The following is an 18,211-nucleotide window of genomic DNA, read 5'->3' as shown; positions in this document are numbered from 1 at the left end:
AATATCCATAATGAGTATTATATTGAAATAATCTCGATGCTTTTTGAGTAGAAATGTATAACATCATTGAACTATATGACATAACTACTGGGGGCACCCCTTATGAAAAACGATGAACATATTTCTTTATATGAGCAGAATAAAGTGATTGAAATGATTGCAAGAGATAATCTCCCACTTGAAGAGATTCTTGCTGAACTTATTAAAACAATTGATAGTATTATACCTGATATAAAATCTTCTATTCTATTTTTTGATAAAAAAACAAATACTTTAGGTAGGGGTATTGGTCCGAAGGTGCCTAAAGGTTTTTTAAAGGAAATTGATGGTCTTGAAGTTGGCCCTGCTGCTGGATCTTGTGGAACTGCGGTTTATAACAAGGCGACGGTTGTTGTGACTGATACGTTGACTGATCACTTATGGGGGGACTTTCGTCAACTATGCTTAAAATATAATATTCGAGCTTGTTGTTCTAAGCCTATCTTTTCCTCTGAAAATAAAGTACTGGGTACTTTAGCATTTTATTATGATCACAAAAGAAAACCAACGGAAAAAGAGTGGGAAATGATAGGCATTTATGCTAACTTAGCGGGACTGATAATAACTAAAAAGAGATTGGAAGAAAAATTATATTTATCAAACACGGTGGTTGAAAAGAGTCCAGTCATTTTAATGAGGTGGAAGGCGGAGCAAGGGTGGCCTGTGGAGTATGTTTCCAATAATATTTCCCGTTTTGGTTATTCTCCCGAAGATTTTTTATCAGGAAAAATAATGTATGATTCCATAATTCATCCTGAAGACCTCCCTAGAGTGGAGGCTGAAGTTCAATGTCATTCCGAGAATTGGGTGGATGATTACACACAAGAGTATCGCCTTTATACTAAGGACGGAAATATCAAATGGGTAGATGACCGAACAATTATTGAACGTGATGGTGAAGGTGTCGTTACTCATTATCAAGGTGCAGTATTGGATATTACGGAGAAAAAGGAAGCTGCAGAAATAATCCATTTTTTAGCAGACAATGATCCTTTAACAAGTCTACCAAATAGAAGGGTTTTTATGGAGCAGTTAAAGGCTGAACTAGAAAAAGTCCGTACAGAAGAAGCGCAAGGAGCTGTGTTATTTTTAGATTTAGATAATTTTAAAGATGTGAATGATACCATGGGACATCTCTACGGAGATCAATTGTTACGCCAAGTAGCGTTTGAATTGAGTAACGTTATTGAAGGGGGCGGTATAGTATCCCGTGTATCAGGAGATGAGTTTGCATTTATTTTTAAACAAGCAGAAGTTAAAGTCATAGATGAATTAGCAAAAAATATATTGAGAATCTTACAATCTCCTTTCATGGTAGAAGGAAAGGAGTTTTACATTACGGCTAGTATTGGAGTGTGTCAATATCCAGTCCACGGCCGCGATGCTGATACTTTAATTGCTAGGGCAGATATGGCCATGTATCAAGCCAAAAAGACTGGGAAAAATAAGTACCTCATTTATACTATTGAGATGAATGAATCCATTTTAAAGAAAAAGCGATTGGAACGGGAAATGAATTATGCACTTAGGGAAGATCAGTTCAGCTTGTATTACCAACCGCAGATTGACTTACATACAAATGAGGTTGTCGGTGTGGAGGCACTAATTCGTTGGTCTCACCCAGAGTGGGGAGAAGTGAGTCCAGATAAGTTTATTCCTATTGCGGAAGAAACAGGATTGATTTTGGAAATTGATAAGTGGGTGCTCCGAGAAGCTTGCCACCAAGGAGCAGCGTGGCTGAAAAAAGGGTTGCCAGCTGTGAAAATAAGTGTAAATCTGTCAGCTAATCAGTTTTATTATAATGAACTAGTGGAAAATGTGAAGGGGATTTTGGAAGAAGTTGAATTGCCATCATCCTATCTATCCCTTGAAATGACGGAAGGAACCCTGTTGAAAGACACGAAGAAAACAAGTGAAGTTTTAAGGGCGCTCCAGAATATTGGAGTGCAAACCTCCCTTGATGATTTCGGCACAGGGTATTCCTCACTAAGCTATTTAAAGGATCTTCCTATTAATATTTTGAAGCTAGACCGTTCATTTATTTCTGGCATTAAAAATGATAATAAGGATGCAGCAATAGTTCAGACGATTTTACATTTAGCGAAAATTCTTGAACTAGATGTTATTGCTGAAGGTGTCGAGGCGGAGGAACAGTTGAAATTTTTAAAGCAAAACCATTGCTTAATTGCCCAAGGAGATTATTTCAGTGTCCCACTCACACCAGGGGAAATGGAAAAGTTGCTGATTTAGTTAACGCAGTACGCATGCATGAGGAGGTTTGGTTTCCAAGCCACCCACGGTAACGAAGCCACTGTGAAGAATGTGTAGAAGTAGCAGTTGCATTTGTGTATGTGGTAAATGGGGATAAGCCTGCAGTGAACACCAATACAAATTTTATTTTTCTTTGTAGCAATTAATTAATACTCTTTTGGAAGAAAAATTAATAGAAATTTCTTTCACAGTAGTTCATAATTAAGAGATGAGAAATGTTGAAAATAGGGGACTTAAAGCTTAAAGGAGAATATAATGTCTGATACGATAACGCGTTTGGAATTAGATGGCAAAGAAATTATATTAATAGGAACAGCGCACGTATCGAAGCAAAGCGCTGAAGAAGTAAAAGAGATCATTGATTTGGAAAAACCTGATACCGTATGTGTGGAATTGGATGAGCAGAGATACCAATCCATTAAAGATGGGAACAAGTGGCGGGAGATGGATATCTTTAAAGTGATTAAGGAAAAGAAGGCTACACTTCTTTTAATGAACTTAGTCATGTCCTCCTTCCAAAAGCGAATGGCGAAACAGTTTGGGATTAAGCCAGGACAAGAAATGATTCAAGGAATTGAGTCGGCAAAAGAACATGGTGCAGAGCTTGTTCTAGCTGATAGAAATATTCAAATCACTTTTTCAAGAATATGGGGTAACATGGGGCTAATGGGAAAAGCTCAAATCATGACCATGATCTTTGGTAGCATCTTCAGTAAAGAAACTATTACAGAAGAAGAGCTGGAGAAGATGAAGGAGCAAGACATGCTCAATTCCATGTTGAAGGAGTTTACTGAATCCTTTCCAGAGTTGAAGAAGCCGTTAATTGATGAACGGGATCAATACTTGGCGCAAAAAATTAAGACGGCCCCTGGAAAGAAGATTGTGGCAGTTCTTGGTGCAGCCCATGTTCCAGGTATAAAAGAAGAAATTAAAAAGGACCATAATTTAACTACATTAACGAAGCGTCCACCTAAATCGAAAGCGCCTAAGGTCATTGCGTGGATGATTCCACTCCTTATTTTAGGAATCATCGGGTACACATTTTACTCGAATCCATCTGCAGGACTACAACAAACGATTAGCTGGATACTATGGAATGGATCGTTTTCAGCTATTGGAGCAGCTATTGCATACGGACACCCTTTGACCATTTTGACCGCCTTTCTGGTGGCGCCATTGAGTTCATTAAATCCACTCATGGCCGCTGGTTGGTTCGCAGGTATTGTCCAAGCCTTTGTTCGCAGGCCGAGTGTATCAGACTTTGAAGCACTAGCTGATGATGTCCATTCAGCTAAAGGATTTTGGAATAACAAAGTGACACGAATTCTTTTAATTGTTGTTTTAACTAATGTGGGAAGCACTCTCGGGACATTTATCGGCGGTGCTGATGTTGTGAGGTTGTTTATACAGAATTTATAAATCTTGAATTTTGAATGTGTTGTTAGATTAGTTGAAAATTTGAATTTGGCACTGTTTTTCCTGGAGGTAGAGGGAAGAGCAGTGCTTTTTTTGTGGTGAAAAATTTATAAAATTAATCAGTTTTTTTAGGGGGGGATGAGGGCAATGGTTTCTAATTCAGAATGGGACTGAAATGAGGGTGTCGGCTTGATTTGAGTCTTCATTTTCAAAGAATGTGGACTGAAATGAGGTATCGAGGTGATTTGAGTCCTCATTTTCAAAGAATGTGGACTGAAATGAGGAGGTGAAGCGATTTGAGTCCACATTTTCACGAAATGCGGACTGAAATGAGGAGGTGAAGCGATTTGAGTCCACATTTTCACGAAATGCGGACTGAAATGAGGAGGTGAAGCGGTTTGAGTCCTCATTTTCACGAAATGCGGACTGAAATGAGGAGGTGAAGCGGTTTGAGTCCTCATTTTCAAAGAATGTGGACTGAACTGAGGAAGCAAAGCGGTTTGAGTCCTCATTAGGAAATGTAAACTGGATAGTGATTTAAATGTGCTAAGGATTATTGAGAAATGCGGCCAAGAGTAAGTGAAACCGTGAAATGTAGTCCGCATTATTGAGAAATGCGGCCAAGAGAGTAAGTGAAACCGTGAAATCTAGTCCGCATTATTGAGAAATGCGTTCTAGGCACCCATTCGAATACAAAATCTCGCTACACTTTCCACACCAGCTACACCGCCCCCCCTAAGTCCGCGTTCATTTATTCATAGGAAGGAAGTTACTATTTTATCAATCTTAATTGGGGTTGTTTAGGTATTAAAGATAAAACTGTCTAATATGTTTTATATGATAATATTTGAACGTTTTACATTTAGGAAGGGTGATGGGATGAAAAATAAATCTACAGTAAAACATCGTGTAGATGAAGAATCTGCAACGATTATTAATGATGGAACAACAAACCCAATAAAGATTGAATTAAAAAATACAAGTTTCGTTTTGCGAGATAAAGAACCTAAGCAATTAGCGATAGAAGCTAAAGGATTAGTAAAGAAATTTGGAGAAAAGCGTGCTGTAGATGGGGTGGATCTCGCTATTCCAAAAGGCACAGTATATGGTTTCTTAGGACCAAATGGGGCGGGGAAAACGACTACAATTCGAATACTTTCAACACTATTAAAACCAGATGATGGTCGTGTCAGTATTCTTGGATATGACTTGGCAAATGAAGCGGATGAGATTAGAAAGCGGGTAAGTTTAACAGGTCAATTCGCTTCTGTAGATGAAGATTTATCTGGATTAGAAAATCTTGTGATGATCGGACGACTACTAGGTTTTTCAAGGAAAGAAGCAAAGGAGAGAGCTTGGGAACTTCTAAGTGCATTCGCACTGGAGGAAGCTGGGAAGCAGCAGGTAAAAAATTACTCAGGTGGGATGAAGCGGAGACTGGATATTGCAGCAAGCATTGTTGTGACTCCAGAACTTCTTTTCCTAGATGAACCTACAACTGGACTTGATCCAAGGAGTCGTAATCAAGTATGGGATATCGTAAGAATGCTTGTGAGTTTAGGGACAACGGTGTTACTTACGACACAATACCTTGATGAAGCAGACCAGATTGCAGATAGAATTGCAGTTATTGATCATGGGAGAATTATTGCAGAAGGTACAAGTCGAGAATTGAAGGCTTCAGTTGGAACAGGTGTCTTCCAGTTGCGTCTAAAAGTCCCCGAGGAATCGGAAAGGGCGGAGGAGGTTCTCAGTGGGAAACTTCAAACAGAAATACATTTTTCGTCTACAGACTCATCGGCCATGTCAGCTCAGGTTACAAATACTGCATTAGTAGCAGAAGCAATTAGTGAACTAACCAAAGAGGGAATAGAAGTAATAGATTTTTCCTTAGGGCAACCCAGTCTTGATGAGGTTTTCCTAAGCCTAACAGGAAATCCACCTGAAGAAAAAGGTAGTGAAGGATATCAGGAACGCAATCATCATACAGAAGGAGGAGGTTAATTGGATGGCAGAATCGTTTTCTAACTCTTCAAATGCGATTGACAATATGGATAATGAGAAATTGAGGAAAGCATTGTTGATACGGGAACGTCCTAAAAAGGCGAATGCTATAACGAATACGTTGACCTTTGGGTGGCGTGCGCTTCTTAAAATAAAATATATCCCAGAACAACTATTAGACGTAACTGTTTTTCCAATTATGTTCTTATTAATGTTTACGTATTTATTTGGTGGTGCGATAGCTGGGTCTACGGGGGATTATCTGCAGTTTCTTCTTCCTGGAATATTAGTTATGACTGTCGTCACGATTACCATGTACACGGGAATGGAGTTAAATAATGATATTAGAAAGGGAATTTTCGATCGCTTCCGTTCATTGCCCATTTGGAGACCTTCCGTATTAGTTGGTGCACTTTTTGTAGATGCTGTCCGTTATACAATCGCTTCTGCAATAATGATAACACTGGGACTAATCTTAGGATTTCGACCAGAAGGGGGAGTTGTAGGGGTTTTGCTCGGAGTAGGGCTTTTAGTGTTATTTTCATTTAGTCTATCATGGATATGGACCACTCTTGGATTGATATTACGCTCGGAAAAATCATTAATGGGTGTTAGTATGATGGTACTTTTTCCACTAACATTTGTAAGTAATGTTTTTGTAGATCCGAGAACACTTCCTTCATGGTTGGTAGGGTTTGTAGATGTAAATCCCATATCTCTTGTAGTGACAGCAGTCAGAGGATTGATGCATGGAGTCGCCACCTCTGAGCAAATAGCCTGGGTACTGATTGCCTCTTTAGTAATAACAGTAATTTTTGCACCGTTGACAATGTTTTTATATAAAAATAAGAAGTAACTTTTGCATATAGAGAGGTTCTCCCTTTAAAGTCCTTTTCTAATGACCTTTTGGGGCAGCCTCTCTATATACTTTATTGTTTTTCTAATCTACCCTTTGCTTGTTCTTTAATTTGTTCATAAATTTCTTCTATATCTTCTTGTTCTTTCTGTGATTCCATTTCTTCTTGTTTATGTTTAGAATAAATCATTTGTTCTTTCTTTTCCAAATTAAACCTGCCATTAAAGGCATTAAGAATAGTATATTCCCCGTATGTATTCTCCGTTAAATACAAAATATATTTATTATGTTCCTCTAATTCTACATAATCTTCAGAAACGAGTTTTTGAATACTACCGTCATCGAAATGAATTAACGAGAGTGGCTCTATAATAGTCAACTTTTTATTTTTCTTTAACTGTTCTGAAGCGGAAGACTTTAATACCTTAGAAATGGTGATTGGTGTTTTTGTATAATAATCTTCAATAGCCTGATCTAAATTGTCGTGATAGGAAGGCATGTATTCAATGACATGTTTCCTATCTTCGAAACTTAAGTTTGTTTCTGCAATGACTACTAAGTCTGCAGCATTGAATAAATCTTCTTCTTCCTCATATTTATTGTAACTTCCTGAAATGACAATAGTCTCCATATTTTCATCGAACGGTACTGCTTGAGATTTAGCAGTTTGACATGCGACGAGGATTAGTGACATGAACAAGATAAAATAGAGAGAAACAGTTAAATGTTTTTCCACATATATTCTCCTCAAATTTTAATGAATAACTTTTATTTACAGTTAATTGAATTATTTTACATATGATTAAGAGAATAATAGCATATTGTTATAAACATCGGAATACTCATTTTGGTTAAGGTGAGATATTTTGAATTTTACGGTGGTAATACTTTTTATCAACAAATATCTGCCTTGACTTAGCATATAAATAAGCACCAGGTTGAAATTAATCCAACCTGGTGCTATGAGCATGTTATGAAAAAGATACTTAATTAATATTAACCTAGGAAAATCTCATATGGAGAAACTTCCTAAATAAAGTTACATATTTGCTATTAAGTTCCTCTTTCCAAAACATAGGATTATAGAAAAGCCGCCTCATATCAACTGCTATTGGTTCAGGTTCTGGATAAATAACCTCCTGACGGTATTTATCGAAAACGGTAAGCTGTGAATGCTCTTCCGCATAAGCAATGGCCTTTTCCTTTTCTGTAAAAGTTTCTATCCTATTATGGTTTTCATCAAAAATCTCATAAACTTGAAAATATGCAATTGCTGCATCTGCTAGGGCCTGCGCAGCCTCCCATTGGAAGTCCTCTGATTTAGTGAGTCTTTCCTGCTCAAGGTTAGTCATGAAGGCGATTTCCACAAGTATGGCGGGCATCTCAGCATTACGAATGACATTGAAGCTTTGGTCATTTCTTAGCTCCCGATCTCTCAATCCGAGGTAGCTTAGTAGGTTTGTATGTGCTATTTCTCCTAACCTTCTATTTTCATTTAGTAGTTCTAGCTGCTTTGGATTTGGTAGGAATTCAGGTTTGAAATGATTAATCCCATCGTAATAGTAAGTTTCAGTTCCACCTGTATTGGAACTATTTATGTCTTGGTTAAAATGGATAGAAATGAAGATGCTATTATCATTGTTCCCTTCAACAAATCCGTTTGCAATCGTCATTCTGTTATATAAATCTACTGCTTCTGTTGTTTCTCCATTAGCAATGTTTTCTTCCGTTAAGAAGTCAGTATCTGTTGTCCTTGTCATATGAACAGTTATATCACTTGTTTCCTCGAGAACCTCCTTTAGTTTTAAGGAGACTAACAAGTTTGCGTCCTTTTCGCAGAATCCATCATCTAGGCCAGAATATCCGCATGTTCCCCTAAACGCGCCGCCGTGGCCAGGGTCAATAACTACTGTTTTTTCAGCAAAACTAATATTTGGAAATAGAAAAAATAAGATGAATATGAAGAATTTTATTTGCAGTATTTTCATGGTGCACCCCCAAAGTATGTGAGTTAATTATAAATGGGGGAGAGGAAGGACTGCAATATAAATTATATTGGGAAAACAATGGAAAGGCTGGGACACTAGTGTTTTATCATAGAAAATCTCAAGGGTAAGAATATGTATATAAATCGCTTCAGAAATATACTTCGTTTTTCACGGACGAATGGTAAGCCTATGCAGAGACCAATGAAAATAACCAATATTTGAAGAATTGGCTATCATTTATAGCTTTCATTCGTATAAAGGTGTTGATGAGACCTGCGCAAACTCGCTTTCCGCGGGCGGCTGGTAAGCCTCCTCGACGCGTTGCGTCTGCGGGGTCTTACCCCTGCCTTCGATCCCGCAGGAGTCTCGCTTGCTCCAGTCTCATCAACTTTCCTTAAATTAGTAATCTTCGTATATTCCTTCGCTAAAGTAATGTATCCTTGAGATTTTCAGTTACAAACACCTAATAAGGCAACCCCTTTTGAGTTATTGTCTAGCTCCAAGATTCGATAATCATATTCGCACTTTCTCTTAGGATAGATTTGACTTCTTCAGAAGCATCTCTCATCTGATTGCTATCAATTCTGTCTATGAACCTATCCATCTGATTCAATGCAGGTTTTAGTCTGCCATTCTCATAATGTTTTTCAGCATTTGATAGGGCGCCTGATAGTTGATCTGCTGCTTTGCTTGAGATCTCACCCTTTTCTTCAAAAGCATCAATTAAGTCGTGCAATTCTGTTGGTGTAGAAGGAATTGGATCCTCCATGACAACTGAAACTCTTCCATCAGCTGTCGTTCTTGTGAAGTTGCCAGCTGCATCAGTCATCGTTATTTCAATGACACCATTTTCAAAGTTGGCTTCTGGAGCTGTCCAAGTTCCTACATAGTAACCTGGCTCCACTTCTTCCATATCATTAACTGCAGCTGTTTGTGCAAAACCGCTTGGAAGTGTCACAACAAAGGTTGCTTCTCCACCTTCAGAATCACTTTCAAAGGAGACAGTAACCGTTTCACCTGGTGCGATGGTCACGTCTTCTGAAGGCTGTATATTTTCAATGGTTGGGTCAGTCCAATCTACATAAACAGTTACTGATTCGGTTGCAGTGTTACCTGCTAGGTCAACTGCTTCCACTGTAAATGTATTTTCCCCTTCATCGACGATCACCCGTTTAAGGAATGCTCCGTCAGCGTCCACTTCGACAGCTGACCCATTGACAGTAACAACATCTAAGTTTTCATCCGAAACCGTACCACTCACATCCACTACTTGGCTGTTTGTACTCAAACCATCAACAGGTGAGTCTAGTGTGATTTCAGGAGCAACAGTGTCTTTAATGACTGTAATGGTCTCAGAAGGTAATGGTAATCCTTCTGCATCTCCTTCTGCAAAAATCTCATTTAACCCTTCGAATAGGGAGATGGTCGCACTAAATTGATTACCTTCTTTATCAGCAATAGCAGCTTCTTCGCCGTTATTGTATATTGTAACATCGCCATCACCGTCAAATGATCCTGTTATTTCAATTGTTTCATCTGCAGTAATGGTACCGTCACTTGGTGCTGTCAAACTTGGCGCATCCAATGAGTAGGCAACATTTGCACGAATCATGAAGTTACCATTATCAAAATGAGGTTCAAATGCCCCGTCTACATAAAGGTATGATCTCTCAGCGTTAGGGAACTCCTCATCTGTACCGACTGCAGGTGATAAGTCACCAATTTCATCCTGTAATGTAGCAATGAAGAAGTCACCGTCTGTTACAAAGCTGTGGTCGGATAAGTCGATATAGTTCCATGTACCTCGCTCCACTTCTACAGGAACAGGACCGATGACACGTTCTGCAGGATTACCGTTATCATCTGTACTATAAACGACAATGTTTATTTCATTGCCTCCTGGAGTAGGGAAGTCTGTGTCCCAGACGTACATGTTTACGCCACGTACTTCAGCTGTGCCATCTGGAGTGAATTTTACCCCTAAACCGTTACCAGCAGCATTTAAAACTAAAGCATTTTCAGCAACGCCGTTATCGTAAGCAATTTCATCTTCATAACCTACAAATTGCTCGAGGTTAACATCCAGTTCAACAATTTCTCCGCCTTCTACGGAAATACTTACATCAGAAGGATGATATCCTTGTGCTGAAATGCGGAGAGTGTAATCTCCTTCATAAACATCAGACATCGTGAAGGAGCCTGTCTCATCTGTGTAGGCAACTGGGACTTGTGGATCTTCCACTAGACGAATGGATGCCTCATCAACTGGTAATTCCGTGTAAAGGTTTGTAACTGTTCCTTCAATATCTCCAGTTGGTAAAGGATCCAGCATAAAGTTATGGTAAGTCGTTTCGTCCTCAGTCACTTCAACTGTTGCTGTTTGAGAATAGTAACCGTATGCTTCAGCAAGAATTGTGACAGTTTCTCCATCTGCTGTTGCCGAGCTTCTCAGTGTATACTCACCATTAATTGGGTTTGTATGTGTTGTGCGATCAGATTCTACGATTGTGACTGTACCTGCTACTGGTAAGCCCTCAACAGATTGAAGGTTTACGCCACCTGATACTTCTTTAAGCTCAACCATCTCAGCTGTGGCGGTCTCAAAAGTAGGTTCAGCAGCTTTTACTCTTGTCTCATCAATAGTCATGCGTTCTAAGGAAGGGCCTGAGCCTGGTAATGATAATACATGATCACTTTCCGTGGAGCCTAGGACATAGACATCGTCAATATACCAACCTGTTCTAGTGACAGAACCGTCCGTGTCTAGAGCAAAGCGGAATTGAATCGTTTCTCCAATGTATTCGTTAAGGGAAATTTCATCTGTCTCCCAATATTCGAAAACATTTGTATATGTTTCTAACGTATCCCATGTATCTCCACCATCGGTTGTCACTTCTACATAGCCGAAATCCCAATTGTTTTCGATATTTTGCCAGTACGTAAAGTTAAGTTCAGCCGTACTTAGCTCAGGGCTTAAGTCAATTTCAGGACTCACTATCCAGCTGTCTTCATTGTTGTTATAATCTCCATCGAGATTGGTGGCCCAAAGATTGTCACCAGTAAATGCTTCTCCTGGTCCAGAAGTTGGTGTGCCCCATTCCCAACTATTATTAGTTCCGTCTGTTGTAAACCCACCGTCATCTTCATTGAAATCAGTATGGAAGAGAACTTCTACTTGTGGCGGAGTAGCGGAAGCCTCGTTAGAAAACTCACTTTCATTATTAGAGTAATCAAAGGCTGTCACGACATAGTAATATACTTCTCCAGCTTCAGTTGTATTATCTGCAAAACTAGTATTTGTAGTTTCACCAATTAATTCGTATCCAGAGCCGGATGTTGTTGATCGATAAATATTGTACCCGTTAGTATCAGGGGCAACTGAAGCTTCCCAGTTTAATGAGATACCAGTCGAGCTTGCCGTTGCTTCTAAATTCGTAGGTGCATCAGGTGCTTCCGTATCTTCACCAACTAACTCAACGTTATCGATATACCAACCTAAATATTCAATTATACTATCTGAAGTCAATTCAAAAGCTACTAATATAGGATTCTCAGAACCTACATATGGGTTTAAATCGATAAATAAGTTTTTCCATTCTTGATCCCTTGCTGAAATGGTTTCAATTACTTCCCAAGTTTCGCCAAGGTCGCTAGAAATTCCAATGTATCCATAATCCCAGTTTGCTTCAATGTCATACCAATGGTGCATTCTTAATGAAGCTTCCTCTGCATCACGCAGATCTAATGGTGGTAATACTAAAAGATCAGCTGCATTGGGAGGATAATTCCCAGAAAGGTTAGTCCCAATGAGTTTTTCCCCAACAACAGGTTCTGGACTCTCGCCAGAAGGCTCGCCCCATTCCCAGCTACCATTCATGTCCCAACCAATTGGGAATTCTGAAAAATCTTGCGTGTATTCATCAGGTACGATACCAAATTCAACATCTACCCAAACTTCATCAGAAGCAGTTGTGTTTCCACCAAAATCATGGGCAAGAATTTGATAAGTAAATCCTGGTTCAAGCACTAAATCAGGTGCGATAACTCCTTGATATGTTCCTACTTGATGATCACCTGAAGTAAGAGTCATTGGAATGGAAGTATCGTCCTCCCAGCTATCATGACTGATAATAATTTCTGCATCAGTAACAGCTACATTATCTGAAATGACAGCTTCAATAGGTACATCAAGCCCTGAGAAAGTAAAGTCGATTGGACTGTGCTCAAGGACAGGTGGCTCTTCATCAGACCCTTCTGTCAAAACATGTCCACTAATAAAGCCAGTTCCATCTGCGATCATTGCTACGGCTTCATATGCGTTGACTAAACCAACCCCATACCCATCGTTAGGGACATCTGTATACTGACTGTCTGTCAATGGAATGGCTGTCTCGTTCATTATTTCTTCGAGCTCATCAGGTGATAGTGATGCATCAATAGATAAGAGCATCGCAGCAACGCCAGCTATGTGTGGAGAGGCCATCGATGTCCCATTCCAACCACCTTCATAGCCATTCCCTGGTACAGATGAGCGGATGTTTACACCAGGAGCAGAGATGTTAGGCTTCTGGTCTCCGTCATATTGGGAAGGACCTCTACTAGAGAAGCTTGCTACACCATCATTACTATCTGTTGCAGCTACAGCATAGCTTTCAGGATAGTTAGCTGGCGGAGTTACTGTCGATGCACCTGGACCGGAATTACCTGCTGAAAAAACTGGTAATTGTCCAGCATCACGCCAAGCAGTAACGATAGGTCGATACCAATCATCCACTCCAGGTTGTCCACCCCAAGAGTTTTGTACAATATCTGGTGCTAAACTTGGATCCCCATCAGGTGCGATCATGTATTCACCAGCAGCTAGTAAATCTGCTTGTGTACCTCCTGCATCTGAGAAAACTCTAGCTGCAATCCACTGTGCATCTGGTGCAACCCCAACTTTGTTTAATCCAGCTGAATCTTGTCCCATGACGGTACCTGCTACATGGGTTCCGTGTCCATGTGTATCGGCTGGGTGCGTACTATTCCCAATGCGATCTAGCCAGTTACCATTGGAATCTGGGTTATCTGGATCATTTGGATTGTATCCACGATAGTTTTCCATTAGTGCTTCGTGTGTATATTCCACACCAGTGTCAATGACACCAACGACGATACCTTCTCCAGTAACACCAAATTCATTCCAAACTTCTGGTGCCTGGACACGATCGATGTTCCATTCCACGCCATCAGCTGTTACTAATGGAAGTTGTTCTGATTTTTCAGGTAAGATTATATCTACCTGTTCGTTTTCTTTTATGCGCTTTACTTCGGGATATGAAGAGATTTTTTCAATAACCTCTTTTGAGGCAGTTACAGAGATGACATTCATGATATAAAAGCTTTCAAATGATTTTACATCTCCAGCCTCTTGTGCTTTTTCAAGGGCTGAAATAAGAGGGGCTTGTGTGTTTGCTGCAGCTTCTTGTAGTGAATCTACCACAGCATAACGGGCAGCCATTTTTTGATTATAAGATGTGGCTTGGGTACCTAGTTGTTGCTTTGCCTCAGCAGCAACTTTTGTCGTATCTACCTGTTCTTCCAGTTCGATTAATACAGTAACGAATTCTTCCTTTTCGAGCATTTTAGCTACGTTGCTATCGACTTTTTCTGATGGTGACTTTTTCTTAGAGTCGAGCATTGTAGTGAAGTCCGAGGAGCTTCCGTTCTGTTGGGCACTATTTGCTGCAACACTAGTAAACGGTGTGAAGAGCAGGATTAGAACGAGAATAATGGATAGTTTTTTAGTATTCTTCCGTTTAAAAATAGTAGATCCCTCCTTCATTTAGACGATTGACAGGTGTTATAGTAAAACATGAGGTATGATTCCTCCTTCCTAATTGGAACTTCCTGTCATTCGTTCATGTGTATATTAGTTAAAATTTTCTGATAATACAATGTTGGAAATTCGAGGAAATTCTTAGGTTTAGGTAATTTGTAATTGATATGCTAGTGACTCTCGTCATTTTGAATCGATATGTGTTTCATTCTGTTTGTAAACATTTGATATATGAAAAAAATGATTAATTTGATGGACAAGCAGGTTTTTTGAGTGGGGAAGAGGGGAGAAATTATTTTTACATAGGGCTATTGGTTCATTTGGTGTGTTTATCCTAGGGAATGGTGCAAAATGTATTGGTATTTATGTATGGGATAGTACCCGGAAAGAAGATCTTCCAAGGCTTCAGTAACTATCCTTTTTGCAATACAAACCAGAATAATCTCCCAACATAGGCTTTCTATTTTCGGGTGAGGTGAAGCTATGAAGTCTACATTATACTTAGTTTTTCTGGAATAGGATGGACGTCACTATACTATGTTATATTTGCAAAGTAAAATAGATATAAAGAACCAAAATATAAATAAAATGGAGGAGTGCTTAATGAGTTATCCAAATGGGCAAGAAACAGTAAGTTTAATTAAAGAACTGGTATCTATACCTAGTCCATCAGGAAATACAGGTGATGTGATTACCTTTGTAGAGAAATTCTTACATGAACTGAGTGTAGATACTTATCGGAACCGAAAAGGAGGTTTGATTGCAACGATTCGAGGGAAAGATGATTCGAAGCATCGGATGATGACAGCACATGTGGATACCCTTGGTGCGATGGTGAAAGAAATTAAGCCAAGCGGGCGACTGAAACTTGATTTAATTGGGGGTTTTCGTTATAACGCCATTGAAGGGGAGTATTGTCAAATTGAAACGGCTTCGGGTGATGTTTTCACAGGAACGATCCTTATGCATCAAACCTCCGTTCACGTATATAAAGAGGCGGGCAAAGCGGAGCGAAATCAGGCGAATATGGAAGTCCGTATAGATGAAAAAGTACATAGTGCAGAAGAGGTACGCGCCTTAGGAATTGAAGTGGGTGACTTTGTTTCCTTTGACCCGAGAGTCCAGGTCCTCCCGAATGGTTTTATTAAGTCTAGGCACTTAGATGATAAGGCGAGTGTGGGAATATTGCTACAGTTGATTAAGCAAGTGGTTACTGAGGAATTAACTCTGCCTTATACTACACATTTCCTTATCTCAAACAATGAGGAGATTGGATATGGTGGGAATTCGAACATTAGCCCAGAAACAGTGGAATATCTTGCAGTGGATATGGGAGCAATGGGCGATGGTCAGTCTACGGATGAGTATACAGTTTCCATTTGTGTGAAAGATGCAAGTGGACCATACCACTTAGGCCTTCGGAAAAAATTAGTGAAACTCGCTGTGGAAAATAATGTGGAATATAAACTGGATATCTATCCTTACTATGGTTCTGATGCATCTGCTGCCATTCGGTCAGGAAGTGATATTGTTCATGGCTTAATCGGTCCCGGGATTGACTCCTCCCATGCATATGAAAGAACCCATGTCTCATCTATTGAAAATACAGCTAAGCTTTTGTATCATTACGTGCAAACAGAAATGGAATAAACTATTGCTTGAACAGCAACAATAAATGGAGATATAGCTACTATATAGAAACTCGTATCGACTGTGAAGATTAAAGAGGGGTTTTTGGAATTGCTAGCCAACTTACTGAAGGAAAATAAAGGTGACTTTATTTCATTAATAAATTATATGAAAGATGCCATCTTTGTCATGGAGGTGGTTGACGAGGGGGCTGACTTTCGTTACATGGCATTTAATGATGAGGCTATGAAGGTAGCAGGCTTGTCTAAAGATGCGGTGGGGAAATTAATACATGAGGTAATGGATGAAGGTGTAGTAAGGAAACTTCAAAGGGAATATGGGGAAGTTTGTCTCTCAAAAGAATCTCGAATGTATGTTGATTCAAGTATGAATGGTAGTTATGGTGAAACGGTTTTAACTCCAATTGTGGAGGGGGAAAAAGTCACCCATATATTAGGTGTGACAAGAAATATTACGAAAAGAAAAACAGCGGAAAAAAGACTTCAACAGAGTGAGCAAAAGTTTAAATCATTAGTAGAAAATCACCCATCAGCAGTTTTTTCCTTAGATTTGAATGGTAACTTTCGAAGTGCTAATCGTGCGGCAGAAGAATTAACAGGTTACAACTTAAACGATTTTGAAGGGAAGCCATTTACACCGATGATACCACAAGCTGAAAGGGAGCGAGTTTTCACTTTTTTTTCGAAAGCAAGAAATGGTGAATCGGTTGAATATGAGACGAAAATAATACTAGGGAATGGTCAAACAAAAGAGATGGCTATCACTTATATTCCCATAACGGTTGAACAGGAAGTTGTAGGAATCTTTGGAATAGCTAAAGATATAACGAGAGAAAAAAGTATAAACAGGGCAATTAAAGAAAATGAGGAACGGTTAAGAAGACTAATTGACTATTCCCCTGACGCGACACTCATTCATCGTGATGGCTTTATTTTATACGCAAATAAAGCGGCAGCGTGCCTATTAGAGTTACCAGGTAAAGAGCAGTTAGTAGGAAAATCCATTTATGACTTCCACCCAATAAGAGTGAGAGCTAAAGTGAGAGAAAATATACAGCGTCTGTATAATGGAGAAGATCATTTAAAGTTGGTTGAAGAAAAAGTTCAAACGGTCAATGGCAAAGAACTAGATGTGGAAGTTTCGAGAATTGAAATCATGGAGAAGGGGGAAAGGGCGGTCCATTCTGTCATTCGAAATATTTCTGGACGAAAAAGGATCGAGGAAGAACTCAAAAAAAGTGAATTAAGATATAGACTTATTGCTGAGAATTCCAAGGATTTAATTCAACTTGTAAGTGTAACGGGTGAAGTACTATACGTTTCTCCTTCCCATAAAAAAGTATTAGGATATGATACTCAAGTTTTGATGAAGCATAGTCTTGGAACTTGCATACATGCAAATGACCTTAATAAGTTTCAGACCACCCTTAAAGAAGTATCGACTAACTATGGACATGCATCAATCGAACTAAGGGCCAAACATGCTAATGGAGAGTGGCTATGGATAAACATTGATATGATTTCCATCAAAGATGAATACGGCAAAGTGGAGAAAGTCTTGTTAGTAGGGGAAGAAATTACAGAAAAAAAGGCTTATGAGCTCAAAATTCACCAAATGGCTTTTTACGACCCACTAACAACCCTTCCAAATCGTAGTCTGTTCAAGGAAAAACTGAAAGAAGGTATGGAGGCGGCGCTAAAAAACGGGCAAGAATTAGCTATCATGTACGTAGACTGTGATAACTTTAAACCGATTAATGATGAACTTGGTCATGACGCTGGAGACCTCTTTTTAAAAGTACTAGCTGAACGACTAAAAAGGAGTGTCAGCAAGAGGGATACTGTAGCAAGGGTTGGTGGGGATGAATTTAATATCATCTTAACAGGGATAACGGACCGAGATCAGATAAAAATTGCTGTGGAAAAATTGCACCGAGCAGCTAACCAACCGTGGAATTACGAAGGTCAAGAATGGGGCGTGACTTTAAGTATTGGTATCGCCATATATCCTAAAGATGGGACAACCCAGAAAACCCTCATTAAAAAAGCAGACATGGCAATGTATGGGGTAAAGAACGATGGAAAAAACATGTACAGCTTTTATAATGAGTAAAAAACACTCAAACCTTTGATATTGTCTAAGGGTTTGAGTGCTTTTTTAGTGAGAGCA

At 39.3% G+C, this 18,211-nt stretch carries 9 protein-coding genes; 6 read left to right on the top strand and 3 right to left on the bottom strand.

Annotated elements, in window-relative coordinates; translation table 11 throughout:
* The first annotated feature begins 102 nt into the window (after positions 1 to 102).
* The 4 genes from BW724_RS18505 (at position 103) to BW724_RS18490 (ending at position 6,586) form a co-directional block, all read left to right on the top strand.
* Positions 103 to 2,289: a bifunctional diguanylate cyclase/phosphodiesterase gene (locus tag BW724_RS18505; protein ID WP_088076617.1), complete on the top strand. Its 2,187-nt coding sequence runs from the start codon at positions 103 to 105 to the stop codon at positions 2,287 to 2,289.
* 276 nt (positions 2,290 to 2,565) lie between these two features.
* Positions 2,566 to 3,729, top strand: coding sequence for a TraB/GumN family protein (locus BW724_RS18500; protein ID WP_246596156.1), 1,164 nt, complete (start codon positions 2,566 to 2,568; stop codon positions 3,727 to 3,729).
* Between the two features lie 876 nt (positions 3,730 to 4,605).
* The gene (locus BW724_RS18495; RefSeq protein WP_088076615.1) at positions 4,606 to 5,730 is read left to right on the top strand and encodes an ATP-binding cassette domain-containing protein; all 1,125 of its coding nucleotides are present in this window, start codon (positions 4,606 to 4,608) and stop codon (positions 5,728 to 5,730) included.
* 4 nt (positions 5,731 to 5,734) lie between these two features.
* Positions 5,735 to 6,586 carry an ABC transporter permease gene (locus BW724_RS18490; protein ID WP_235849013.1) on the top strand — a complete coding sequence of 284 codons (852 nt, stop codon included), beginning with the start codon at positions 5,735 to 5,737 and terminating at the stop codon, positions 6,584 to 6,586.
* A gap of 73 nt (positions 6,587 to 6,659) precedes the next feature.
* Here the strand turns inward: BW724_RS18490 and BW724_RS18485 are convergent, their stop codons facing one another.
* The 3 genes from BW724_RS18485 to BW724_RS18475 all read right to left on the bottom strand — a co-directional run bounded on the left by BW724_RS18485 (position 6,660) and on the right by BW724_RS18475 (position 14,254).
* Entirely contained in the window at positions 6,660 to 7,322 is a 663-nt protein-coding gene (locus BW724_RS18485; protein ID WP_088076614.1) for a hypothetical protein, read from the bottom strand.
* A 265-nt stretch (positions 7,323 to 7,587) separates the two neighbouring features.
* Positions 7,588 to 8,574, bottom strand: a complete 987-nt coding sequence (locus BW724_RS18480) for an N-acetylmuramoyl-L-alanine amidase family protein (protein WP_088076613.1) — start codon at positions 8,572 to 8,574, stop codon at positions 7,588 to 7,590.
* 493 nt (positions 8,575 to 9,067) lie between these two features.
* Positions 9,068 to 14,254: a S8 family serine peptidase gene (locus BW724_RS18475; RefSeq protein ID WP_176371460.1), complete on the bottom strand. Its 5,187-nt coding sequence runs from the start codon at positions 14,252 to 14,254 to the stop codon at positions 9,068 to 9,070.
* A gap of 741 nt (positions 14,255 to 14,995) precedes the next feature.
* On the opposite strand from BW724_RS18475, the gene BW724_RS18470 reads away from it, so the two are divergent.
* Together BW724_RS18470 and BW724_RS18465 are read left to right on the top strand one after the other, a co-directional pair.
* The gene (locus BW724_RS18470) at positions 14,996 to 16,042 is read left to right on the top strand and encodes a M42 family metallopeptidase (protein ID WP_088076611.1); all 1,047 of its coding nucleotides are present in this window, start codon (positions 14,996 to 14,998) and stop codon (positions 16,040 to 16,042) included.
* A 90-nt stretch (positions 16,043 to 16,132) separates the two neighbouring features.
* A complete protein-coding gene (locus BW724_RS18465; protein ID WP_088076610.1) occupies positions 16,133 to 18,154 on the top strand; it encodes a sensor domain-containing protein in 2,022 nt (673 codons plus the stop codon).
* Positions 18,155 to 18,211: the final 57 nt, after the last annotated feature.

It is taken from the genome of Litchfieldia alkalitelluris, assembly GCF_002153425.1.
In the GTDB taxonomy this organism is placed as follows: domain Bacteria; phylum Bacillota; class Bacilli; order Bacillales; family Salisediminibacteriaceae; genus Evansella; species Evansella alkalicola.
The sequence above is the reverse complement of the archived record's forward strand: the minus strand, read 5'-3'. Positions and strand labels throughout refer to the sequence as shown.

Excerpts from the sequence above, each read along its gene's own strand:
- BW724_RS18505 (WP_088076617.1), top strand. The coding sequence starts at position 103 with ATGAAAAACGATGAACATATTTCTTTATATGAGCAGAATAAAGTGATT.
- BW724_RS18500 (WP_246596156.1), top strand. The coding sequence starts at position 2,566 with ATGTCTGATACGATAACGCGTTTGGAATTAGATGGCAAAGAAATTATA.
- BW724_RS18495 (WP_088076615.1), top strand. The coding sequence starts at position 4,606 with ATGAAAAATAAATCTACAGTAAAACATCGTGTAGATGAAGAATCTGCA.
- BW724_RS18490 (WP_235849013.1), top strand. The coding sequence starts at position 5,735 with ATGGCAGAATCGTTTTCTAACTCTTCAAATGCGATTGACAATATGGAT.
- BW724_RS18480 (WP_088076613.1), bottom strand. The coding sequence starts at position 8,574 with ATGAAAATACTGCAAATAAAATTCTTCATATTCATCTTATTTTTTCTA.
- BW724_RS18475 (WP_176371460.1), bottom strand. The coding sequence starts at position 14,254 with ATGCTCGACTCTAAGAAAAAGTCACCATCAGAAAAAGTCGATAGCAAC.
- BW724_RS18470 (WP_088076611.1), top strand. The coding sequence starts at position 14,996 with ATGAGTTATCCAAATGGGCAAGAAACAGTAAGTTTAATTAAAGAACTG.